Origin of the sequence: Glaciimonas soli, assembly GCF_009497155.1 — a bacterium.
Classification (GTDB): domain Bacteria; phylum Pseudomonadota; class Gammaproteobacteria; order Burkholderiales; family Burkholderiaceae_D; genus Glaciimonas; species Glaciimonas soli.
On record NZ_WINI01000005.1, the window covers coordinates 53065 to 77980 of the forward strand.

18 protein-coding genes are annotated in these 24916 nt (G+C 49.6%); 6 read left to right on the forward strand and 12 right to left on the reverse strand.

Translation table 11 applies throughout. The features are described from left to right. The first annotated feature begins 5 nt into the window (after positions 1-5). From GEV47_RS10900 to GEV47_RS10915, 4 genes are all read left to right on the forward strand, one after another. Positions 6-3227, forward strand: a complete 3222-nt coding sequence (locus GEV47_RS10900) for an efflux RND transporter permease subunit (protein ID WP_153234810.1) — start codon at positions 6-8, stop codon at positions 3225-3227. 29 nt (positions 3228-3256) lie between these two features. Then, positions 3257-4720: an efflux transporter outer membrane subunit gene (locus tag GEV47_RS10905; RefSeq protein ID WP_153234811.1), complete on the forward strand. Its 1464-nt coding sequence runs from the start codon at positions 3257-3259 to the stop codon at positions 4718-4720. Between the two features lie 162 nt (positions 4721-4882). After that, complete coding sequence (locus GEV47_RS10910) at positions 4883-5314, forward strand: EamA family transporter (protein ID WP_153234812.1); 432 nt, start codon at positions 4883-4885, stop codon at positions 5312-5314. Between the two features lie 144 nt (positions 5315-5458). Continuing rightward, a complete protein-coding gene (locus GEV47_RS10915; RefSeq protein ID WP_228124665.1) occupies positions 5459-6763 on the forward strand; it encodes an MgtC/SapB family protein in 1305 nt (434 codons plus the stop codon). A gap of 7 nt (positions 6764-6770) precedes the next feature. Here GEV47_RS10915 and pabB read toward each other — a convergent pair whose 3' ends face one another. Then, entirely contained in the window at positions 6771-8639 is a 1869-nt protein-coding gene (gene pabB / locus GEV47_RS10920; RefSeq protein WP_153234814.1) for an aminodeoxychorismate synthase component I, read from the reverse strand. A 209-nt stretch (positions 8640-8848) separates the two neighbouring features. Between pabB and GEV47_RS10925 the strand changes: the two genes are divergently transcribed. Then, a complete protein-coding gene (locus GEV47_RS10925; RefSeq protein ID WP_153234815.1) occupies positions 8849-10240 on the forward strand; it encodes an MFS transporter in 1392 nt (463 codons plus the stop codon). Positions 10241-10290: 50 nt separating this feature from the next. Here the strand turns inward: GEV47_RS10925 and GEV47_RS10930 are convergent, their stop codons facing one another. From GEV47_RS10930 to GEV47_RS10970, 9 genes are all read right to left on the reverse strand, one after another. After that, complete coding sequence (locus tag GEV47_RS10930; RefSeq protein WP_153234816.1) at positions 10291-12081, reverse strand: acyl-CoA dehydrogenase; 1791 nt, start codon at positions 12079-12081, stop codon at positions 10291-10293. 129 nt (positions 12082-12210) lie between these two features. Next, positions 12211-13140, reverse strand: coding sequence for an electron transfer flavoprotein subunit alpha/FixB family protein (locus GEV47_RS10935; RefSeq protein WP_153234817.1), 930 nt, complete (start codon positions 13138-13140; stop codon positions 12211-12213). A gap of 89 nt (positions 13141-13229) precedes the next feature. Further along, positions 13230-13979 carry an electron transfer flavoprotein subunit beta/FixA family protein gene (locus tag GEV47_RS10940; protein WP_153234818.1) on the reverse strand — a complete coding sequence of 250 codons (750 nt, stop codon included), beginning with the start codon at positions 13977-13979 and terminating at the stop codon, positions 13230-13232. Between the two features lie 440 nt (positions 13980-14419). Beyond that, positions 14420-14647, reverse strand: coding sequence for a sulfurtransferase TusA family protein (locus GEV47_RS10945; protein WP_153234819.1), 228 nt, complete (start codon positions 14645-14647; stop codon positions 14420-14422). 250 nt (positions 14648-14897) lie between these two features. Next, the gene (locus GEV47_RS10950; protein WP_153234820.1) at positions 14898-15437 is read right to left on the reverse strand and encodes an NUDIX domain-containing protein; all 540 of its coding nucleotides are present in this window, start codon (positions 15435-15437) and stop codon (positions 14898-14900) included. Between the two features lie 154 nt (positions 15438-15591). After that, positions 15592-18216, reverse strand: coding sequence for an alanine--tRNA ligase (gene alaS, locus GEV47_RS10955; RefSeq protein ID WP_153234821.1), 2625 nt, complete (start codon positions 18214-18216; stop codon positions 15592-15594). A gap of 197 nt (positions 18217-18413) precedes the next feature. Then, entirely contained in the window at positions 18414-19061 is a 648-nt protein-coding gene (locus GEV47_RS10960) for a hypothetical protein (RefSeq protein ID WP_153234822.1), read from the reverse strand. A 396-nt stretch (positions 19062-19457) separates the two neighbouring features. Next, positions 19458-20249, reverse strand: coding sequence for a glycerophosphodiester phosphodiesterase (ugpQ, locus tag GEV47_RS10965; RefSeq protein WP_153234823.1), 792 nt, complete (start codon positions 20247-20249; stop codon positions 19458-19460). Between the two features lie 39 nt (positions 20250-20288). Next, positions 20289-21251 (reverse strand): alpha/beta hydrolase family protein, encoded by a 963-nt coding sequence (locus GEV47_RS10970; protein ID WP_153234824.1) that lies wholly within the window; start codon positions 21249-21251, stop codon positions 20289-20291. Between the two features lie 71 nt (positions 21252-21322). On the opposite strand from GEV47_RS10970, the gene GEV47_RS10975 reads away from it, so the two are divergent. After that, complete coding sequence (locus GEV47_RS10975; protein WP_153234825.1) at positions 21323-21628, forward strand: hypothetical protein; 306 nt, start codon at positions 21323-21325, stop codon at positions 21626-21628. Between the two features lie 147 nt (positions 21629-21775). Here GEV47_RS10975 and GEV47_RS10980 read toward each other — a convergent pair whose 3' ends face one another. Both GEV47_RS10980 and GEV47_RS10985 read right to left on the reverse strand, forming a co-directional pair. After that, entirely contained in the window at positions 21776-23410 is a 1635-nt protein-coding gene (locus GEV47_RS10980) for an HAL/PAL/TAL family ammonia-lyase (RefSeq protein ID WP_153234826.1), read from the reverse strand. 179 nt (positions 23411-23589) lie between these two features. After that, positions 23590-24861: a urate hydroxylase PuuD gene (locus tag GEV47_RS10985; RefSeq protein WP_153234827.1), complete on the reverse strand. Its 1272-nt coding sequence runs from the start codon at positions 24859-24861 to the stop codon at positions 23590-23592. Positions 24862-24916 lie beyond the last annotated feature (55 nt).

Consider the following 24916-nt stretch of genomic DNA (forward strand, 5'->3'; position numbering starts at 1 on the left):
AACAGATGAATATTTCACTCCCGTTTATTCAACGGCCGATTGCCACCACGCTACTGACCATCGGTGTTGCGTTAGCAGGGTTGGTGGCGTTCCGCATGCTGGCGGTTTCGCCTTTACCGCAAGTTGATTTGCCGACGATTTCGGTTTCGGCATCAATGCCTGGTGCCAGTCCGGAAACCATGGCGGCAACCATAGCAACACCGCTGGAACGTGCGCTAGGCTCAATTGCTGGCATCACAGAAATGACTTCATCGAGTTCGCTGAACTCGACTCGTATCACATTGCAATTTGACCTTAGCCGCGATATCGATGGTGCCGCGCGTGATGTCCAGGCGGCGTTGAATGCTGCTCGCAATTTGCTGCCGACCGGTATGCCTAGCAGCCCGACCTATCGCAAAGTTAATCCGTCCAGTGCACCTATCCTGATTCTGTCGTTAACTTCTGACAGCATGACGCAAGGCCAAATGTATGATGTTGCCGACACCATTCTGGCGCAAAAAATATCACAGGTACAAGGCGTTGGTCAGGTTAGCGTAGGCGGTAGTTCACAACCTGCTGTCAGGATAGAACTGAACCCGACTGCGCTCAATAAATACGGCATCGGCAGCGCCGACGTCAGTAATGCAGTCGCCGCCACCAATGCCAATCGTCCCAAAGGTATGCTGGAAGAGGGCAATAAAAATTGGACCATTACCGCCAACGATCAGGTCAGTACCGCTGCCGAATATAAGCCGTTAGTCGTCTCTTATCGCAACGGATCGCCGATACGTGTTTCTGATGTTGCCGATGTCGTCGATTCCGTGGCGGATTTGCGTAACGCCGGATCAGCCGATGGGAAGCCTGCGATTCTGATCATCATCACACAGCAACCCGGTGCCAATATTATTGAAACCGTGGATCAGATCCGCGCCATGCTGCCGCAGCTGAATGCATCAATCCCCGCCGCCATCACGATGAAAGTGGCGATGGATAGGACGCCGACAATTCGGGCATCGCTTAAAGATACCGAACACACGTTGCTGATGTCGATTGCCTTGGTGATCATGGTGGTATTTATATTCTTGCGTAATGCCCGCGCAGCACTGATCCCTACCGTGGCGGTACCGATTTCCCTGATCGGGACGTTTGGGATTATGTATTTGCTCGGTTACAGCCTGGATAATTTATCCTTGATGGCGCTGACGATTGCCACTGGTTTTGTGGTCGATGATGCCATTGTGGTGCTGGAAAACGTCTCACGCCATGTCGAAAATGGGATGAAGCCTTACGATGCGGCCATCAAAGGGGCGCGTGAGGTGGGCTTTACCGTGCTCTCCATGAGTATTTCTCTGGTCGCCGTTTTCATTCCGATTTTACTGATGGGCGGCATTGTGGGCCGCTTGTTCCGCGAATTTGCCGTGACCTTGTCGGCCGCCATTTTTGTTTCACTGATCGTGTCCCTAACTACCACGCCGATGATGTGTGCACGCTTGTTGAAGCACGAACCACATCGCAAGCAAGGACGCTTTTTTGACTACACCGAACGCATGTTCGATGCGATGCTAAACGGCTATAAACGTTCGTTGGCATGGGCGTTAAATGTTCCGCTATTGATGTTACTGATTTTAGTCGGCACAATTTTTCTCAACATACATCTATATAAAATCGTTCCAAAAGGGTTATTCCCTCAACAAGACACCGGACGGATGATCGGTGGTATTCAAGGCGATCAGTCGATTTCATATCAAGCGATGAAGGTGAAACTCGATGAGTTTGTCGATATCGTCAAAAAAGACCCTGCTGTGAATAACGTGATTGCCTTCACTGGTGGTGGTCAGCGTAACAGGGGCACGATGTTTATTACACTCAAACCTTTATCTGAACGCAAAATGAGCGCCGACCAGGTGATCGCACGCCTGCGCGTAAAAACCAGTCATGTCCCGGGAGCGAGTTTATTTTTACAATCAGTGCAGGATATTCGGGCCGGCGGTCGTTCTAGCGATGCGCAGTATCAATACACTTTGCAATCCGATGATCTGAACGAATTACGCACCTGGGCGCCTAAAATTCAACTGGCACTTTCCAAGTTACCCGAGCTGACAGACGTCAATACCGATCAGAATGACAAAGGTCTGCAAACCACCGTCACGATAGATCGTGAAACCGCAATTCGTACCGGTGCCACGCCACAATTGATTGACACTTCGCTCAACAATTTATTTGGTCAACGTCAAGTCTCAACGATTTATAGCGGCATGAACCAATATCATGTGGTGATGGAAGCGGCACCGCAATATTGGCAAAGTCCGCAAATTTTAAAAGATACTTATATTAGTATCACGCCGCTCAATGCAAACTTATCGGCTACTACCTCGGCATTGGGTACGCCTCCAACCTTGACAGCGGGCGGCCAGCAATCATCCAATTCTTCGCTGGCACAAACCCTGTCAACTGCAGTGGAAAATCAAGTTCCGTTGTCATCGTTTGCGACTTTTGCGGCGACTAACACGGCCCTGGCGGTGAATCATCAAAGTCAATTTATCGCCGCGACAATTTCGTTTAATCTGCCGGAAGGAACATCGCTGTCAGACGCCACAATCGCTATCAACGCTGCGATGGCCAAGCTTGGTGTACCGACGTCCGTGCACGGCACTTTTGCGGGCACTGCCAATGTCTTTCAATCGTCATTGGACAATCAGCCACTATTGATTTTGACGGCGTTGCTGGCGGTGTATATCGTACTGGGTGTTTTGTATGAAAGTTATGTACATCCGATCACCATTCTCTCTACTTTGCCATCCGCTGGTGTCGGTGCTTTGCTGGCACTATTGCTGACCAAAACGGAATTCAGTTTAATCGCATTGATCGGGGTAATTCTGCTGATCGGTATCGTCAAGAAAAACGCCATCATGATGATCGACTTTGCATTAGACGCCGAACGACATCAAGGCTTGTCGCCTCGCGATGCAATTTTCCAGGCGTGCGTATTGCGTTTCCGCCCGATCATGATGACCACCATGGCTGCCCTATTCGGAGCGATTCCATTGGCACTTGGTGCTGGCGATGGCGCTGAATTGCGAACACCGCTGGGTATTTCGATTGTCGGCGGTCTGATCATGAGCCAGTTGCTGACTTTGTATACGACACCTGTGGTGTATCTGTGTATGGATTGGATGCGTTTGTGGAGTAAAAACAAATGGGATCACCGCGGTGGACGAGCCCCTGATCCAGATGAGGCAACGGTCTGATGTCAATGAATAAAAATTTCGGAGTTAGTATGAATAAAAGCATCCTGGCATTAACCATCACTACCCTCTGTTTGAGCGCCTGCGTGGTTGGTCCTGATTACGTGCGCCCAACTTTGAACACGGACATCCCTACCGCATTCAAAGAATCCAAAGACTGGAAAGTAGCCGAACCGCAAGATCATGCGCTCAGTGAAAAATGGTGGGAATCCTATAATGATCCGATCTTGAATTCCCTAGTTGCCCAGATCGACATCTCCAACCAGAATCTGATGCAAGCCGAAGCGCAATTCCGTCAAGCCAGAGCCGTGGTGCAATCAGCACGCGCAGCCTATTACCCTACTATCGGTGCAACTGGTTCGGCAACACGTTCCGGCAGTGGCGCCATTAGTAATGGCAGCCGCAGCAATATCAATAGTGGTGCCGGTAACACTGTCTCCAACGATTACGCCTTATCAGGCACCGCCAGTTGGGAACCGGATCTCTGGGGAAAAATACAGCGCACGGTCGAATCGGATCGCGCCACTGCCCAAGCCAGTGCAGCCGATTTGCAAGGCGTGCGCCTGAGCGCGCAATCGTCATTGGCACAAGATTATTTGCAATTGCGCGTACTCGACGCACAAAAACAATTGTTAGACGATACCGTAGCTGGCTACGAAAAGTCATATCAACTGACTAAAAACCAATACGCTGCTGGCGTTGCTGCCAAAGCCGATGTGATTCAAGCTGAAACTCAATTGAAATCAGCGCAGGCGCAAGCCCTGGATGTTGGCGTACTACGCGCCCAAATGGAACATGCAATTGCGTTGTTGATTGGTCAGCCGGCATCGACGTTTTCGATTGCTAAATTAACTCAGGCACCATTGGTGCCGACCCCACCTGCGATACCGACTGGCGTACCATCGACTTTGCTTGAGCGTCGACCAGACATCAGTGGAGCAGAACGCCGCGCTGCTGCTGCCAATGCGCAGATTGGTGTCGCTAAAGCGGCATATTACCCATCACTGACGCTATCCGCCTCTGGCGGTTTCCAAAGTAATAGTTTTGGCAATTTGCTGACACTGCCTAGTCGTGTCTGGTCGCTTGGACCTGCTTTAGCAGAAACCATCTTCGATGGTGGTGCACGCCAGGCGCAAACCGCTCAGGCAATAGCCAGTTACGACGCTGCGGCCGCAGTCTACAAACAAACTGTGCTGACTGGCTTCCAGGAGGTCGAAGACAATTTGGCAGCTTTGCGAATCTTGGAAGAAGAAGCGAAAGTGCAAGATGAAACCGTGAAATTGGCACGCTACTCGGTACAACTGGCTTTGAATCAATACAAAGCCGGTATCACCAATTACACCAGCGTCGTTACTGCCCAAGCTACAGCGCTGACCGCCGAGAATACTGCCCTGAGTATTCAGAATCGTCGTTTAGCCGCCAGTGTGCAGCTGATCGCAGCACTCGGTGGTGGCTGGTCACAAGCGGAATTGCCGGAGACGGCTGCGTTGAAGTAAATCACTGGGATTAGCCGACTTGCCCTCCTGGTCCCCGTCCCGCTTTTCCCTATTACTCTCCCTAAGCTCCTTCTCCCTGCTGCGGGAGAAGGAGTTTTGACTTATCCTTTTTTGAAAATGCGCGTAACATCGTAGCGATCAAAAATATCGAGGAATCCGAACATGAACTTACGCCCCAGCTGGGAAATCTTCGCACTAGGTTCGGCATTTTTTGCTGGCCTGACCGCCATATTTGGCAAGTTCGGCGTGGTTGGCATGAATTCCAACTTTGCCACTTTCATTCGCACCGTGATCATTTTATTTGTGATCGCAGGTATCGTCACCTTACGGGATGAATGGCAAAAGCCAGCATTGGTGGGTGCTTCAAACTGGCTATTTCTGGCGCTATCGGCGATTGCGACTGGCTTATCGTGGCTGTGTTATTACCATGCTCTGCAAATCGGCCCAATCTCAAAGGTCGCGCCTATCGACAAACTCAGTGTCGCTTTTGCGATCGTACTTGGCTTGGTATTCGCGGGTGAACAACTGACGTGGCCGGTCGCCATTGGCGGCTCTTTGATCGTCGCTGGATCGGTTGTGATTATTGCGTTTTAATTCGACTTAAGTCGTCTCCCACACTTGCGAGCGATGGGAGAAAAACGCGTTTGATAAAATATTCATCAATAATACTTTGTCCCGATGCCCATCACAGATCCCCATACTATTGCCACCGCTGCCCAGCCAATCATCCAGATTGGGATGTCTCTGCCTGATGCGCAATGGCCGTACATCGATAGCCTGACGCGACTTGGCCTGGCACTGGCACTTGGTTTATTGATTGGCTTAGAGCGCGAACGACGCGGCAAGGAAGCTGGCTTACGCACTTTTGGTCTGGTCGCTTTGTTGGGTGGCATGGGTGGGCTGGTTGGTGATAATTATGCCTATCTGGTCTTCATCATGACCGGTGGCTTAGCCGCTTTTTTAAACATACAACGCTTACGTACGCATGCCAGCACTGAGCTCACCACCTCTGCTGCCATGCTGGCCACCTGCATCGTTGGCATCCTCTGCGGTAAAGGTCATACCGCCACACCGGCATCGGTAATGGTCACCATCACCGCATTATTGGCATGGAAAGACCGGTTTGCCAATTTCAGTTCCGGACTAACTGAAGCGGAAATGCGCTCCGCCCTTTTGTTAGCCATTTTGGCGATTGTAATTTATCCTGCCTTGCCGATCGGTGCCATCGGTCCCTGGCATCTGATCGAGCCGCGCGCAGCCTGGCTCACAGTAATCCTGATTGCCGGCATCGGCTTCATCAACTATGTGCTCTGGAAAATCTATGGCGCCCGCGGTATTGCGCTCGCCGGATTTTTAGGTGGTTTAGTCAACAGTAGCGTGACCGTCAATGAAATGGCTTCGCGAGCTAAAGACAATCACCCCGAAACCATCAGCGCAGCCTATCGCGGCATTTTATTAGCAACTGCAGCGATGACGATCCGCAATGCTTGTATCTTATTTATCTTGGCACCTACTGCCGCTCTCACCGCTGCCGTACCGTTTGCATTCATGCTCTTGATTAACGCTGCCTGGTTTTTCATGGATCGCAATGCGACGCACACAACCGATAATCATCAGGTCGGGCCAGTCGAATTGCCATTACCATTTTCACTGAGAGCAGCATTCAAATATGGTCTGTTATTTTTGCTGCTGCATATCGCTGGTGTGATTACGCAAGATAGCTTTGGTGAGCTCGGTTTCTATGCTGTCAGCCTGATCGGCGGCCTGGTTTCCAGCGCCAGTGCAGTCGCCGCTGCCGCCAGCTTGTTAACCGGCAATTCGATTTCCGCCCACGTTGCGTCAACCGGCGCGGTCATCGCTTCGCTTGCCAGTGTATTGGTGAATATGCCGCTGGTGTTACGCGCCCGCAATCGCGGCTTGATCATCCGTTTGTCGCTGGCGATGTTGTCGATTACCGTGGTTGGTATTGTTGGCTCACTTGCTGCGGCACGTTTGCTGCCTTTGCTGGTGAAAGAAGTACCATTCTTGGCACAGTTTTATTGAGCAGGGCTTAGGCCACTAGCACTGCCTCTAGTGTGCCTCGCAGCGCGTTGCACACCATGATCTGCTCTGCCGCTCGCACATCTGCGTACGTTAATGTGCGTTCGACAGCGTTCCATGTCTGATCATCCAGTACTACTTTACGCATCACGCCTGGCAGCACTCCTGCAGTTAAGGGCGGCGTATACCAATGACCATCCAGTTTAACAAACACGTTGCTACGCCCGCCTTCAGTTAACTCGCCGCTCTGATTAAAAAACAGTGTATCGAAAGCGCCCTGTTGTTCCGCGGCTTTCCAGGCTTGATCGTAACGATTACGCACCGTGGTTTTGTGACGTAAGAAAATGTCATCGGCTTGCGTAGGCTGTGTAGATAACAGTACTTTCACTGGCGTTTGCAATGGTGTTAACGGTGCGCTACTGATGTCCGCCAATCCGTTGGCAGACAAAGTCAGACGCAATCTATACGCTGCGTTGGCGGGCAATGCTGCGCAATAAGCATTGAGTTGCTGGCGCAAGTCAATCTCATCGCATGCAATCCCAAAATACGTTGCTGAAGCATGAAGGCGCTGCAAATGCAATGCCAGATGACGACAGCCTTCTGTCGTTACGTGCATGGTTTCAAACAGCAAAAATTCACCTTGCATGCCGGTTAAAAACTTAGCTTTCAATGCGCATTCGGCATATTCATCAGCGGCGACACTGTCGTACACGATGCCAGCACCGACACCGAGTTCACCTGCACGCACACCATGCTGCTCTGCCTCCAACAACAACGTGCGAATCGGTACCGATAGACAAAAATCGCCTATCGCATGTTCTGCTGCGGGCGCATCAAACCACCCTATTGCCCCGGTATATAAACGACGTGGCTCCGGTTCCAACTCAGCGATGATTTGCATAGTACGATGCTTGGGTGCGCCGGTAATCGAGCCACAAGGGTACAACGCAGCAATCACTTCTTGCAGTGTGACGTCGGTGCGTAACTGCGCTTGTACGGTAGAAGCCATTTGCAAGATGGTGTTATAGCGCTGGACCTCAAATAATTGCGGCACCCGCACCGTGCCCAATTGGGCGATGCGGCCCAAGTCGTTACGCAGCAAGTCGGTAATCATCAGATTTTCTGCGCGATTTTTAGGATCATTTGCCAATGCATGCGCCACTTGTTTATCGTGTTCAGCATCACCGCTGGCTGGCGCGGTTCCTTTGATCGGATTCGCAGTCAACAACCCTTGCGCATAGCGCACAAACAATTCTGGCGACAGCGATAACACCATACGACCATCTGGCAATGCAATCAGAGCGCCATAAGAAACCGACTGTCGCTGTCGTAATTGACGATACAACGATAAGGGATTGCCGTAGACATCAAAACGCAGGCGATAAGTGTAGTTAACTTGATAGGTGTCGCCCGCTTCTATGTAAGCATGAATACGGTCGATTGCGGCGGTAAATTTCGTTTCGCTGACGTTGGCGTGCAGATTGGCGATGCCCGATACTGCATCAGTCTGATCTGGGTTTTCTGCCTGAATTTGTTGCAGTAACCAGCTATTGACTTCTGCATCACGCAATTGCTGGCATTGTTCAAATAAGAGTATCTGCGCCAGTGGTTCAGTCATTTGTTCTGCACGGATGGCAGCATTTGCAGCAGTTGAGATGCCCTGCATTTCCGCGCCCAATTCATAATTGAACAACGCTACTGCATGCAAACCCTGTTGCATGGCCGCCTGCATATCAGTAATCAATTGCGACAGTTGCACAAGCTGCCAACATTGCAAGGTTGTTTGATGGCGGCTATATAAACGCGATGCGGCGACGCCGGCGTCAGCACGGCGATCATCGAGCAAGGCGAAGCAGGTGGCTGCTGTTGATTGGGTCATATCAGTTTTGAAAAATGCAGAAGACGGGCGCTGACTGCGTGGGATGTTATTTGCCCCTTACCTAGGTAATATAAGTAAGTCTTAAAAGTATCAATGCTACCTGATCGGCAAAGAATTTGGCAAAACGGTATACTGGCGGACTTTATTGACGTGCTTTTGTCGCTTGCATTTTATTTATCCAGCTAGCCTTGCGTGTCACATCCAAATCTATGGCAATTTCTCGCGTCTTTCTCACTCCACTTATTGTTGCCTGCGCTCTGTTCATGGAGAACATGGACGCCACCGTTATTGCCACATCGTTACCCGCGATGGCGCTTGATATGGGCGAAAGCCCGATTGCGTTAAAACTGGCGATGACTTCTTATCTGGTCAGCCTGGCGATCTTTATTCCGATCAGCGGCTGGATGGCGGATCGTTTCGGTGCCCGCACCATTTTCCGCACCGCCATCGGCGTCTTCATGCTCGGCTCTATCCTGTGCGGCCTATGCTACACACTAGATCAATTTGTCGCCGCCCGCTTTATTCAAGGGGTAGGTGGAGCGATGATGGTACCGGTCGGGCGTTTAGTGATTTTGCGCACTGTATCGAAAGTCGATTTGGTTAAAGCGCTTAGCTATCTGACAATTCCGGCCCTGGTCGGTCCGGTGATCGGGCCGCCGTTAGGTGGTTTCATTACAACCTACTTTCATTGGCGCTGGATATTTTTCATCAACATCCCGATCAGCATACTCGGCATCTATCTGGCGAATCGTTTTATTGAAAATCTGCGCGAAGAACAAGTTGCTCCGCTTGATTGGATCGGCTTTGTACTCTCTGCAGTTGGCTGTTCGGGCTTGATGTTTGGCTTGGCCAGCGCCGGGCGTCATTTGGTTAACAATGATATTTCAGCAATTTGCGTAGTTGTCGGCGTCCTGTCATTGTCCACTTATGTCTGGCATGCATTTCGGACACCGCACCCTTTATTGAATCTACGCTTGCTATCGATTCCAACATTGCGGATGAATGTTTTTGGTGGCTCGTTATTCCGTATCGGCGTTGGGGCATTACCGTTTTTATTGCCGTTACTATTTCAACTCGGCTTCGGCTTATCGCCATTTCAATCAGGCATGTTGACATGCGCATCTGCGGCGGGGGCAATGTTCGTTAAAACCATTACCAATACGGTCTTAAAACGATATGGCTTCCGCAATGTTCTGGTTTATAACACCTTGCTTGGTGCTGCCTCGATGGCGGCGTTTGGTTTGCTTGCTGCTGATTCACCACACGCCATGGTAATGGCTTTGCTCTTGATCGGCGGTTGCTTGCGTTCCATGCAATTTACCAGCCTGAACGCCATTGCCTACGCCGACATCGAACAACCGCAAATGAGCCAAGCTACAAGCTTGACCAGCGTCGCACAACAATTGGCAATTGGTCTGGGCGTCACCATAGGTGGTTTCGCCTTACAACTGTCGATGCAATTACAAGGTCACAAAAATCTGGTCACAGCCGACTTTTGGCCAGCATTTTTACTGATCGCCATCATTGCTGCCAGCTCTCTGCCATTTGCCTTGAAATTACGACCAGATGCCGGGTCAGAGATGACGGGACGACGTCGATAAAATAAAAAAACGCACACCTCGGTGTGCGTTTTTTATTGATCACGACTTTATTAAAACTGATCTTCAGTCAGCGCCAGGACGCCTGCACTACCCTCAATAATAGCCACGCGATGCGCATCCGCCTGCGCCAATATGTGGTCTGCAAAGAAACGTGCAGTGCCGATTTTGGCGCGATAGAAACTGGCGTCGCCCTGCCCTGATTGCAACTTCTCTTGTGCAATCAATGCGGCACGCCCTAATTGCCAACCACCCAAAACAATGCCGGCCAATTTCAAATAAAGCACACTACCAGCGAACACGCCTTTGATATCGCTTTTGACATTCGCGACAACATAGCCAACTACTTGCTCTAACGCTGTTGCAGCCAGGGCTAGTTGTTTACTGATGGCGATCAGGTCGGCATTACTGCTGCCCGCCAGTTGCTGATGCGTGTAACGTACTTGCGCGATGATACCGTTGGCAACGGCACCACCATCGCGTGCAGTTTTTCGACCAACCAGATCATTGGCCTGGATCGCGGTTGTGCCTTCATAAATCGCCAAAATCCGCGCATCACGATAATACTGCGCCGCACCGGTTTCTTCGATAAAACCCATGCCGCCGTGAACCTGCACACCGTTAGACGCAACATCAATCGCCATTTCGGTAGACCAGCCTTTGACGATAGGGACCAGATATTCGTAGAACGCCTGATTCTCTTTACGCGTTGCTTCATCAGCATGGCTATGCCCGACATCCGACGCTGCCGCTGCAACATAAGCCAGAGCGCGTGCCGCTTCAGTTTGCGACCGCATCGTCATCAACATACGACGTACATCGGGATGATGAATGATCGTTACCGCGCCAGCAGAGCCGGCCAGATCACGTGATTGCACGCGCTCTTTGGCGAATGCTGCCGCTTTTTGATAAGCACGTTCGGCAATACCAACACCTTGCATGCCGACGCCAAAACGCGCTGCGTTCATCATGATGAACATATATTCCAGGCCGCGATTTTCTTCGCCCACCAAAGTACCGATCGCACCGCCATGATCACCGAACTGTAAAACTGCCGTCGGGCTGGCTTTGATACCTAATTTATGTTCGAGCGAAACACATTGCACATCATTGCGTGCACCCAATGTGCCATCGGCATTGATCAAAAATTTTGGAACGATGAAAAGTGAAATTCCTTTGACGCCTTCTGGCGCATCCGGCGTCCGTGCCAGCACGAGATGGATGATATTCTCAGCCATATCATGCTCACCATAAGTGATGAAAATTTTGGTTCCGAAGATTTTGAAAGTACCGTCGCCCTGCGATACCGCACGCGTGCGTACCAAGGCCAGATCAGAGCCGGCCTGTGGTTCGGTCAAATTCATGGTGCCGGTCCATTTTCCGGAAATCATATTTTCCAGATACGTATTCTTTTGCTCCTCAGTCCCGGCAGTCATGAACGCTTCAATCGCACCGTCGGTGAGCAGCGGACATAACGCAAACGACAAGTTGGCAGAATTGAGCATTTCAATGCAAGGTGTCGCGACGGTTTTCGGTAAACCTTGGCCGCCGAACTCGACAGGATGCGGCAATCCCATCCACCCCGCCTCACCGAATGCTTTAAAGGCCTCTTTGAAACCTTTACTGGTCGTGACTTGACCGTCATGCCAAAAACTTGGCTCCACATCACCTGAGCGATTTAACGGCGCCAACACTTCACTGCAAAATTTTCCATGCTCATGCAATACTGCTTCAACTGTTTCTGCAGTCGCGTCTTCGCAGCCGGGAAGCTGGGCAACCTGCTCCATTCCTGCCAACTCGTTTAATACGAACAACATATCCTTCAATGGTGCGACGTAAGGCATTATCTTCTCCAAAAAAATAGGCGGCATCACTTGCGCAATTCCGCCCTGGCATTTCGCCTTTTATATTTTTAAACGCGTAATATAAGTAAGCCACTCTCGCCTTTATGCAAGGCAGAGAGGGACCAACCATTAGCCTAATTCAGCTACCAGTTGCGGTACGATCTCAAACAAGTCGCCAACGATGCCGTAATCAGCTACCGAGAAAATCGGTGCTTCTTCATCCTTGTTGATAGCGACGATGACTTTCGAGTCTTTCATCCCGGCCAAATGCTGAATCGCGCCAGAAATACCAACAGCGATATACAAAGAAGGGGCGACGATTTTCCCGGTTTGGCCAACTTGCCAATCGTTCGGCACAAAACCAGCATCCACTGCAGCGCGTGATGCACCCAACGCGGCACCGAGTTTGTCGGCCAATGGATCGAGAATCTTGAAGTTTTCAGCTGAACCTAAACCACGACCGCCAGAAACGATGATTTTTGCAGCGGTTAATTCAGGACGATCTGACTTAGCTAATTCACGAGAGACAAAAGTCGATTTGCCAAAATCAGCAGCAGCGCTGATATTTTCAATCGCGGCAGAACCACCTGCGGCTGCGGCATCAAAGCCGGTCGTACGTACTGTGATTACTTTGATCGCATCGCTGGACTGCACAGTAGCAATCGCATTACCAGCATAGATAGGACGTTCGAACGTATCAGGGCTATCAACTTTGGTGATTTCTGAAATCTGACCAACATCAAGTTTAGCCGCTACGCGTGGCAAAATATTTTTACCGTAAGCGGTTGCCGGTGCCAGGATGTGGCTGTAATTAGCGGCTAATGCCAGCGCTTGCTCAGCGATGTTTTCGGCCAGGCCATCGGCAAAATAAGCTGCATCGGCAACCAATACTTTAGTCACACCAGCCGCTTGCGCTGCTGCTTGTGCTGCTGCGCCGCAGTCTTTGCCCGCAACTAGTACATGGACTTCGCCACCGCATTGTGCTGCTGCGGTGATGGTGTTGAGTGTGCTGCCTTTCAGGCTAGCGTTATCGTGTTCTGCAATGACGAGTGCTGTCATGGTATCTCCAGATGAATTGTGTTCGCGTCTGCCCGTCATCTTTTGCAATATCTATTGCAATGAGGACAGCCGTAAAAATGTTTATCGACTTAGATTACTTTAGCTTCATTGCGCAGTTTGGCCACCAATGTCGCCACATCAGGCACCTTAATACCCGCGCTGCGTTTTGCAGGCTCAACGACTTTTAATGTTTTTAAACGTGGTGTGACATCAACGCCAAGATCAGCCGGCTTGAAGACATCCAGCGTCTTTTTCTTGGCTTTCATGATGTTAGGCAGTGTCACATAACGCGGTTCGTTCAAACGCAAATCGGTGGTGATAATCGCTGGCAATGTCAGTGCGATGGTTTCCAGACCACCGTCAACTTCACGTGTGACGCTGACTTTACCGTCTTCCAGCACGACTTTTGAAGCGAAGGTCGCTTGCGGCCAACCCAATAAGGCTGCCAGCATTTGACCGGTTTGATTGCAATCGTCATCAATCGCTTGCTTGCCGAGGATGATCAATTGCGGTTGCTCTTTGTCGGCGATTGCCTTCAATAATTTAGCCACTGCAAGCGGTTGCAAATCGACATCCGCCTCTACCAGAATGCCACGATCAGCACCAATCGCCATCGCGGTGCGCAGTGTTTCCTGGCATTGCGTCACGCCGCAGGAAATGGCGATTACTTCGGTCACTTTGCCGGCCTCTTTCAAACGCATCGCTTCTTCAACTGCGATTTCATCAAAAGGATTCATCGACATTTTAACGTTGGCGATATCCACGCCAGTGCCATCGGTTTTCACCCGCACTTTGACGTTGTAATCGACTACACGCTTGACTGGAACTAATACTTTCATCGCTCTGCCTTTTATTAAGTTGAATTAAATAATGAAAAATCAAGAAACCGGGGTGCTGCGCAAGTAATCCCGCGTACCTGTTTAGACTAGACGTCCCGCCGCAGTCAGTACGGTAGTACGGCAAGGCGGAGACAACGACGTATAAACAGAGATACGGGATTACTTATTGACGTTAACGTCAATTGAATTAGATGATTATAAGAGAGATTTGCTTTCACCAGCGAAATTTAGCACGATCGTGCTATTAAAGGATATAAAAACCCGTTAGAAGGATATGACTAATCGCATTAAATATTGACTAGAATGCAAAAACGCACAGAAAACTGTGCGTTTAGAGGAGAAATGAGAAAAAATCAAGAAAGCTAGAATCGACCAGAGCGACGTTATTAGCTGCATTTACCCGTGCAAAGCACCGATGAAACGACGTATCTCACAACGAGTTATTTACGCTTCATAAAGAAAACAAATTCCTTGTTCTCTTCTGATTGCTCGAGCAAGTCATTGCCGGTTTGTTTGGCAAACGCCTGAAAATCGCGGACAGATCCGGAGTCGGTCGCCATCACGCGCAAGACCTCACCACTCAGCATGTCCGCCAATGCTTTTTTGGTTTTCAAAATTGGCAGTGGGCAGTGCAAACCACGTGCATCTAGTTCTTTATTAAAATTCATAACCACTTAATTAATCAACAATATTTAACATATGCTGCAATTTTAGGATTCTACTCTAAACGTAAAACATTTGGTGCATCGCACCAACGCGCCTCATTTTTACAACAGATACATTGTTGCACTGCATTGCTACATTATGAGGCATTCCATCTAGCAATGTTCATTACTTCGGAATGTAAAGCAGCAAATACAACAGTACCAATTACGCTGTCCTACACGATGTGCAATTAGTGATGATGAAATTGCTGATTCAATCCGACAAAATCGGCCTGTCAACATACGCTACTTCCAAACCCTTACCGCGCATCCAATCGGCCACCGCGTGGCCAGTACCTGCGCGCCACGGCTTCAGCGCGGCAGGAGCCATTAACCGATATTCCAGCAGTTCCGGTGACAGTTTTATGGTTCCTGATGCTTGCACGTGATAGGCGATGATGAGTTCATTTTTACGCATGAATTCATAGACGCCGATCAGCGAGATATGATCTGCATCCAGATTTGTTTCTTCTTTCAATTCGCGCCGGATGCCTTGCTCAGGCGTTTCATCACGTTCCATGAAGCCAGTGATCAAGGCGAACATTTTTTCTTCCCATGCCGCATTTCTCGCCAACAGGATTTGGCCGTCGATTTCTACCAAAGCAGCCAGCACAGGCAATGGGTTATCCCAATGTGTCCAATGTCCTTCGGGACAAGCCAGGCGTATTTTCACACTGTCGCTCTCATCAGCGCGCAACACCAAAGATGCCGCACATACCGGACAAAATTTAAAATTGCTCGTGTGTTCAGTCATTCGTCACTGCTCCAAAATCGCTCAGTAAAGCCGCATATTACGCAAAACGGAGTCAGCAAAATGTGCATTCTGCTGACTCCGCTTATTCGCCATTTGCTATAGCTGCTTGCTATTGGTGTTTGTTATATCCACTAACAATACATCACCAAATATTTTACGCCCGCTCAGCCACCCAGGCTGCCACGCCTTGCAACGCAGCAGGCAAACCGCTGGCATCAGTACCGCCAGCTTGTGCCATATCAGGACGACCACCGCCTTTGCCGCCGACTTGCAGCGCGACGAAGTTAACCAATTCGCCTGCTTTGACCTTGGCAGTCGCATCCGCAGTAACGCCAGCAATCAGACTGACTTTGCCATCTTTGACGGTTGCCAGCACGATAGCCGCGGTTTTGAGCTTGTCTTTAAGCTTATCCATGGTTTCGCGCAAGGTCGCACTGTCGGCGCCATCTAAAGTCGCTGCCAACACTTTGATGCCGTTGACATCGACCGCCTGATTGACCAGTTCATCACCTTGATTGGCCGCCATTTTAGACTTCAATGCCGACAGTTCTTTTTCCAGTGCTTTTACCTGATCCTGCACCTGAGCGATACGTTGCGTCAGTTCTTCCGGCGTTGCTTTCAATGCAGCAGCAGCTTCGGCAACTTTACTGCTGAGATTTTGCACCAGTGTCAGCGCACCTTCACCAGTGACCGCTTCGATCCGGCGAATACCTGCCGCAACGCCGCCTTCAGCGATAATCTTGAACAAGCCGATATCCCCGGTACGATGCACGTGCGTACCACCACATAATTCAGTAGAAGAGCCAATCGACAATACGCGTACTTCATCGCCGTATTTTTCACCGAACAATGCCATCGCGCCATTAGCTACTGCATCATCGAAGGACATCAATTTGGCCGACGTAGCCACGTTAGTCAGTATTTCACGATTGACGATATCTTCGATACGGCGAATTTCATCAGCGCTAACTGGCGCATTGTGGCTAAAGTCAAAACGGGTTTTATCAGCATCAACCAATGACCCTCTTTGCACCACATGCGTACCTAACACTTCACGCAACGCTTTGTGCATCAAATGCGTGGCAGAGTGATTGCGCATCGAGCGCGCACGGACTGCTGTGTCGATTTTGGCGTTAACGTTATCACCAACGCTGAGTGCTCCTTTTTCAAGGCGGCCATGATGACCAAATACATCCGCTTGAATTTTTTGTGTGTCGTTGACCGCAAATAATGACGTTGCTGATTCCAGTACGCCAACGTCGCCCACCTGACCGCCAGACTCGGCATAAAACGGCGTGGTATCCAACACCACAATCGCATCTTGACCTGCTTCGATTTTTTGTACGGCGCTACCGGCTACATACAATGCCAATACCTTGGCCTCGTGCGCCGACTCGGCATAGCCGACAAAGTGCGTTTTGTCGCCGTTATATTCAACACCGGCTGCCATTTTGAACTTACCACCAGCACGACTGGCGTCTTGCTGACGCTTCATCGCCACATCAAAACCGGCTTCGTCTAACTCGACTTCGCGTTCGCGGCAAATATCTGCAGTCAAATCGAGCGGGAAACCAAACGTGTCGTACAACGTAAATGCGGTATCGCCATCGAGCTTTTTCGGATTCTTGGCCAACGCTGTTTCCAGTATTTTCATACCGTTTTCCAAAGTCTCGCCAAAACGCTCTTCTTCCTGTTTCAACACTTGCTCGACACGATCCGCTGCTTCTGGCAATTCAGGATAGGCAACGCCCATCTCTTGCACCAAATCTTTGACCAGTCGGTAAAAGAATGGCTTAGTTTGACCGAGTTTATGACCATGACGCAGCGCACGGCGAATGATACGACGCAGCACATAACCGCGACCTTCATTGCCAGGAATAACACCATCGACAATCAGGAAAGAACACGCACGAATATGATCCGCGATCACTTTCAGCGAATTATTTGTCAGATCGGTGGTGTTAGTTTCACGCGCTGCCGCTTTAATCAGGCTCTGGAACAAATCGATTTCATAGTTGCTATGCACGTGCTGCAAGACCGCTGCCAAACGCTCCAGACCCATACCGGTATCGACGCATTGACGCGGCAATGGTGTCAGGGTTGCCTCCCCTGTTTTCGCATCGACTTGACGATCAAACTGCATAAACACGTTGTTCCAGATTTCGATGTAACGATCGCCATCTTGGTCCGGGCTACCCGGAGGGCCGCCCCAGACGTCAGGACCATGATCATAGAAAATTTCGGAACAAGGACCGCATGGACCAGTATCTGCCATTTGCCAGAAGTTATCGGACGCAAACGGTGCGCCTTTGTTGTCGCCAATGCGCACTACACGCTCTTTTGGCAAACCGATTTCATTGACCCAAATATCGTAGGCTTCGTCATCCGTTTCGTAAACTGTCGCCCATAATTTGTCGGCAGGTAAGCCATACACTTGCGTCAACAGTTCCCACGCCCACTTCAACGAATCGCGTTTGAAATAGTCGCCGAACGACCAGTTACCCAACATTTCGAAAAATGTATGGTGACGCGCGGTATAGCCGACGTTTTCCAAATCATTATGTTTACCACCCGCGCGCAAACAACGCTGCACCGACGTGGCACGCACGTAATTGCGCTTTTCGGTACCGAGGAAAACGTCCTTGAACTGCACCATCCCGGAGTTGGTAAATAATAACGTCGGGTCATTGCCCGGCACCAGACTGGACGAACGCACAACGGTGTGGTCTTTAGATTCAAAGAATTTGAGAAACTTTTCGCGGATTTCGGCTGAGTTCATAGTCTTTAGTAAATGCGTGTTAAATGACAACGTTCGTTGCAAACTTTCGATTATACGTGATACACAGCCTGTATTTCATCTCCTGCGCAATGCAAAAAGCCTGGCAAGATTTCTCTTAACAGGCTTTTTATGGCGTCTAAGTAAATGTTTTAGCGCTTTTTAACTACATCGCCAAAATATTCACAAAGTGTTGCAAATCATGCACCATTGTAGATATCTCTTAAATAGTAGTGATGCCGAACTTCAGGCTGAACGATATATGGATCCAAAACTGGATGTCCTTCGATGAATTTCGTTGTTTCTCTTTGTTCATAAACGGGTTGCACCGGTGCCACTGGCACCACCGCCATTACAGGTTCCGCAACCACCGCTTGATGCACTACTGGGTGATAGTGGGCATGATAGGCAGTATGCGTATGTTGTTTGTAATGTTTTTTACCGTGGTGAGTCGGTTTACAGCTGTAGCGATAAACAGGTTTCCCATGATATTTACCGCAATATCTCTTTTTACCCTTCGCGTGATGTGCGCCATGCATGCCAGAGCTTGTCTTCCCAGTGGCGACAGGTTTCATGGTGTCTGATGCTGCCGGAGCAGCTGAGGACATGTCGCCAGTATCAGCTTGGGTGGCCTGAACAGTTGTCGTCGTCTGACTGGTAACGTGATTACTCATCGCATTAGTCGCGCCCTGCTTCACATTATCTACCGCGGTACCGACAGCCGCCTTACCTGTTGTGACTGCATTGCCAGTGGCAGCACCGACTGCATTAGTAACCGTATTTTGCGCGATGGCTGGCAGAGCGAATGCAGCGACAACGGCAGTAGCTAACAATTGATTGATTTTCATGTTTGATTCCCTTTTCATCATCGTTAATAAAGACACGCTTTACTCTTGAACTCACATCCAGCACACACAACGGTAAATTAGTGATGCGATGAATACAGCCAGATACTTGCTTCTTTATGCACTTAACGTAGGGCTTCGGTCAGAATGGGATAGGTGAAAAAATGGCGTTCTATCAACCGAATTGTTTCCTGATTTAAATCAACTAGCGTTGTTTCAGGACTATCAAAGACACATATTGCATGGTAGACGCTTACCAATATCTACCTTGTGTAAAAAAAAGGAAAGGTCATTACGAAAAATCAACGGTAAATATTTTCTAGCGGTTGTCTCTATACAACATTTACTGCAAGGCTACATCAAAATCAAAAAATGCGGTTTTAGACGGCAAATTTCCTATTACATGATTTTATTATTTTCCTTGAATAAATCAATCCGGTCGGTACAAAAGCCGTCTACACCCCACCGCTGTATCTCGCTGCCACGCTCTAATGTATTTACCGTGTAACAAAACAAACCATATCCAGCTTGTTTTATCGCATCAACTTGCGCTGGCGATAAATGTTTGTGATTCGTATGCAGCGTGATCGCATCCAACTCTTCCAGTTTGGGTTTCAAGTTTGACCAACCTTCGTCGGCAATATCATCCACTAAATATCCACGTGGAATAGCCGCAGCAGCAACCTGCGCAGCGCGTAATGCATCTATCGAAAAAGATGAAAACAACGGCAAATTGGCAAACGTTGTTGCGTCGGGGCGTTCAATATGGGCGGCGATCTCGGCCGAAAAAAACGCCAGGGTCTCTTGTGCCACAACATGACCGGTTTCTATCTCAAAACCTTCCACAGGTTTGATTTCAACATTCATCCAGATACCATGCTGGCGGCAAAATTCCATCGCTTGTTGATAGGTACAAATCGGCTCACCAACAAATTCGGCACCAAACCATGCCCCTGCATCCATCGCTTTCAATTGCGCCGCGGTATATTCATTGATCTTGCCAACACCGCGTACAGTGCGTCCCAATATCGGATCGTGCATCAACATCGGCACGCCATCAGAGGACAGCATGACATCGAATTCCACCGCATGATATCCATACGACCAACCGCAACGCAAACCAGCCAAAGTATTTTCCGGCGCCAAAATACCACCACCTCGATGCGCAACGAATTTAGGATAGGGCCACATTTTTTCACCTCTGTTTACTTTGTTTTTTCAGCTTATTTCTTAGCTCAGATTCTGATCAAAAAACGCCACTACTTGCTGCTCTAACTTTAGCAAATAAGCGCCGCGATCAAAGCCCGGAGGATTCTCAGCCGCATCGCCAGCATCAGATGGCAACGTTGTTGCAGGTTGCGCCATGAAAGCAAAATGGCCAGCATTGCTGACCTCTTCAAAATGCGCTTGCGGCAAATGAGCACGTAACCAGGACGCATGATATTGCGCTGGCAGAACGCTATCTTTTTCGGCAGTGACGATCTGTATTGCCGCGATCATCCGCTGCATAGACGCTGCTGTAAATAGTATCCCGTTCGGTGCCATTGCAAATACCGCTTTGATACGCCCGTCCATCACATCAACTGGCGCACTGTGTGTCATCGCCTCATCTGGATTCGCAACCAGCGTGCAAAATAATTGATCGTCATTAACGGCCTCACAATGCTGCTGCGCCAATTGCCGGTCAGCGATACCGCCAGCCAGCGATAACACACTAAAACCACCGGCGGAATGGCCCAGGGCACCGATCCGCTCCAAAGGAATGTGATCTCGCCATTGCGGATCGGCCAACACAACATCGAGTAAGCGCGACAACTGAAGAGCGCGCTCAGAAAAATAATTCGGCGATAGTACCAGCGACCTGTCATTCCAGTTGTCGCCCGAATGTTGTAACGCGGCGACCAGATAACCATGCTGCGCCAAACGTTGCGCCAGGTTGTAATGTGCCATCAAGCTGCCGCCCGTTCCGTGCGATAGCAAGATCAAACCCTTTAATCCATTAGGTGGCAAATCGGGGACCCCATTAAACGCCACCACTGGTGAAAAAGGCCCCATCGTCATCAACCTTGTTGGTGAACGTGTCGGATAAAATAAGACGGCGGGCATCGCTTGATGAGCAACATCATTATGATGATCGCTATCACGTACGGTCATTGTCCGCATTCCAGCTTGTAATGTGAGTTCTGCTACCATGTGGCGTCGTGTTCCTGATTATGACCCCGCATTCAATACCGCATTCAATACGTTAGATACGAGGTTTTTCTATGTCATGCCAACATTGTAACCAGTATGAACATTTAGCCCATAGCCAACAGATCAAAACTAGCAAAGGTCTGGATCGGGTGATCAAAAATATACGTATTGCCATGGACGATGGCACGTTAGGAGATGTCGAAGCAACGTCTCCCTGCACAGCAAAAATGGTTTTCGATAACGATTGCGCAAGTGATTTTCTGGATTTGCGCTTCCGCTGCAACCATTGCAGCCAGGATTTTGTGCTCAGTTGGCAAGCGTATGAAGACGAACGTGGCGAGGGAGAATGGAAGATAGAGGATCGCGAAGCTGAATAATGCGCATGCTGGAAAGCATGGCACTTTGCCATTTACTTCATTCATCTTACCAAAAAAACACCCCTTTTCCGCATAACGGGGAAAGGGGCATAAAACATCCAACGAACAAGCAAAAAACAATTACGGGTACAACATTACTGCATTACATCAAACAAACTGTCCAATCTTTGCGACTACGGCATCACGTACCGAACCACTGACCACAAACGATTTTGCCATGACGATATCATTATGGAACCAGCGATCACCATCCAGGCAAGCTGGAATCTGACGACGAATCTCTTGATACGCAGCTTGCGTACCTTGTCCCAATACAAAACCTGGCAATAAATCCTCTGTCATCGTCAATGCCTGCGCTGCCAGCAACATTTCGACACCGATGATGTACTGAGTATTATCCAAAACCGTCGCCGCTTTACGCGCACACCAGGTTGAATTGGAAACGTGATCTTCGCTGTTACCTTTAGCCGGAATGCTGTCTACGCTACCAGGCATACACAAAGTTCGATTTTCCATTACCAAAGAACTCAACGAACATTGCACCACTGGATAGCCAGTGTTAACACCGCGCACGCCGCTCATTAAATTGCGTGGCAAACCCCATGACAAAGTTGGATCTATCAAACGCGCAACGCGACGTTCGCAAATGCTGCCCAGATCAGTGATCGCCATCGCCATCAGATCCATCGCTTGTGCCAAATACTGGCCGTGGAAATTACCGCCAGAGATGATCTCAAAACCGCCACCATCTTTACCGAAAATCAAAGGATTGTCGGTTGCAGAATTAATTTCTTTATCAACGATGTTGTCGATGTAATCTAAAGCGTCAAATACCGGACCATACACTTGCGGCGAGCAACGCAGCGAGTAAACATCCTGAATCCGCGATGAGTAAGGAATATCGGTGCGACGTGATTCTTCCGGGAATTGCACAGCGCGTGCTTCATGCGTAGTGCGCGTCGAACCCTTCAATAATTTACGTACCACTGCTGCCGTTTTGATCTGACCTGCATGCGGGCGTGCTTGTTGAATCCGTGGATCAAACGCGGCCATCTCGGCCCGCATTGCTTCCAGGGTCAAGCCTAAAGACAAACAAGCATCTGATAATAGATTGCGTGCGTCATGCGCGACTAATACGGCCACAGCCAATGAAGCGGTACAACCGTTGATCAACGCTGAAGCATCTTTCGCTTTCAGGTCGAATTTAACTGGACCAACATTGGCTTTCGTAATCGCTTCCGGTGCGCTCATGCGCTGACCTTGATACATTACTTCGGCTTCGTCGAAACCAGCAATTGCCGCAGCCAGATAAGACAAAGGTGCCAGATCGCCGGATGCGCCTACCGATCCTTTTTGCGGCATGATCGGGTGAATGCCTGCATTCAGGAAAGCCAGCAAACGGTCAACAACTTCAACCCGCGGTGCTGAATAGTTACTTGCAAAAGCATTGGCACGCAACAGCATCGTAGCGCGGCTGACTTCTTCTGAAAACGGCTCGCCCATACCGGCGCAATGCGCTTTGATCAGTTGTGTCTGAAACAGCTCGATACTATCAACTTTGATGCGCGTGTCTTTCAACAAACCAACACCAGTGTTGAAGCTGTACATCATCGGCGCTTCATCGTGCATCCATGTCGATTCGATATAGTCGCGGCTTTCTTTCAATGCATCGCGTGAAGACTGCGCCAATGTCACCTGCAAATGCGGTGCACGCGCAACGCTCATCACTTGCGCTGCAGTGAGGGTGAAACCGTCGATGCTGACGCTGTTGTTATTGCTCATAATAGGTGCTCCAAAAATTCTGTTAATTCATTTATGGTATTTCGATACCTCGATAAACCCTAGCCTCAGCTAAAGCTGACTTGATCCATTTATCGTTCCGAGAAGCGCAGCCGTACGCAGGTACGGTGAGCATCACAGGGACGATAATGGATTGCGCAGTAGGTTTATCGAGGTGACCTTTACTTCGCGCCGGCCTGATACCACGTGCCAATCAACGCACGCTCGTCATCGGTGATATGCGTCATATTACCTAACGGCATAGCCTTCAACTGAACTGCTTGCTGATAAATTTTGTCAGCATTCTGATGAATCTGTGCTGGCGTATCGAACATGATACCTGCCGGTGCAGAAGCAAAACCAGGTTGGGTAGGTTGCGCTGAGTGGCAAGTTGCGCAACGTTGCGACAGTACTGCCTGCACGTGCGTAAAGTCCGCTGCTGGCGCAACCGCTGCTGCTGCAGAATTCACTGCACCATCCGTTGCTGCCGGCGCTGCTGCAGTAGCTGCAACTGGTGCCGGTGCCGGCATTGGTTTCGGTGCAATCGCAATCGCTACTGCCAGCAACAAAGCAACGCCGGCGATAGGATAACCAATAGATACTTTACCTGCATGACGCAAGTTGAAGAAGTGACGGATCAACGCGCCAGCAGCAATAATCGCAGCCAGAATCAACCAGTTATAAGAATGGTTGTAAGTCATGCCATAGTGATTGCTGATCATGATGAACAGCACTGGCAACGTGAAATAGTTATTGTGAACGCTACGTTGCTTGGCGCGTTTTCCGTAGATAGGATCTGGCGATTTACCGACTTTCATCGCATCGACTAATTTGCGTTGTCCAGGAATGATCACCATCAACACGTTACCCACCATCATGGTACCGATCATGGCGCCAACGTGGATATACGCAGCACGACCACTCAACAAATGCGTCAACACATAAGCTGCTGCGACAATGAACACATACATGACGATCCCGAGCAAACCTTCCCGCTTACCTAACGGCGAACGGCACAGTAAGTCATACACGGTCCAACCAATCACCAAAGTGCCGAGACCCACGCCGATTGCTTGCCATGTTGATAAATCAGCGACATCTTTGTTGATCATCATCGCCGAAGCGTTGAAGTAATACACGATGAACAACATCGCAAATCCGCTCATCCAGGTCGCATAGGCTTCCCACTTGAACCAATGCAAATCTGCTGGTAATTCAGCTGGGGCAACCAGATATTTTTGTGGATTGTAGAAGCCACCGCCATGGACTGCCCATAATTCGCCGGACACACCTTTTTTGGCCAGATCTGATCCTGGCGCAGGTGGGCGAATAGAGTTATCCAGCCATACGAAATAGAACGATGCGCCAATCCAGGCGATCCCTGTGATCAAGTGCAACCAACGCACCAATAAATTGAGCCAATCGACTCCGTACGACACCAGTAATGCGTCCATGTCTTCTCCACCTTCAACCAATTTTACGTTCGTCCGCCACTGCGGGCACTGCAGA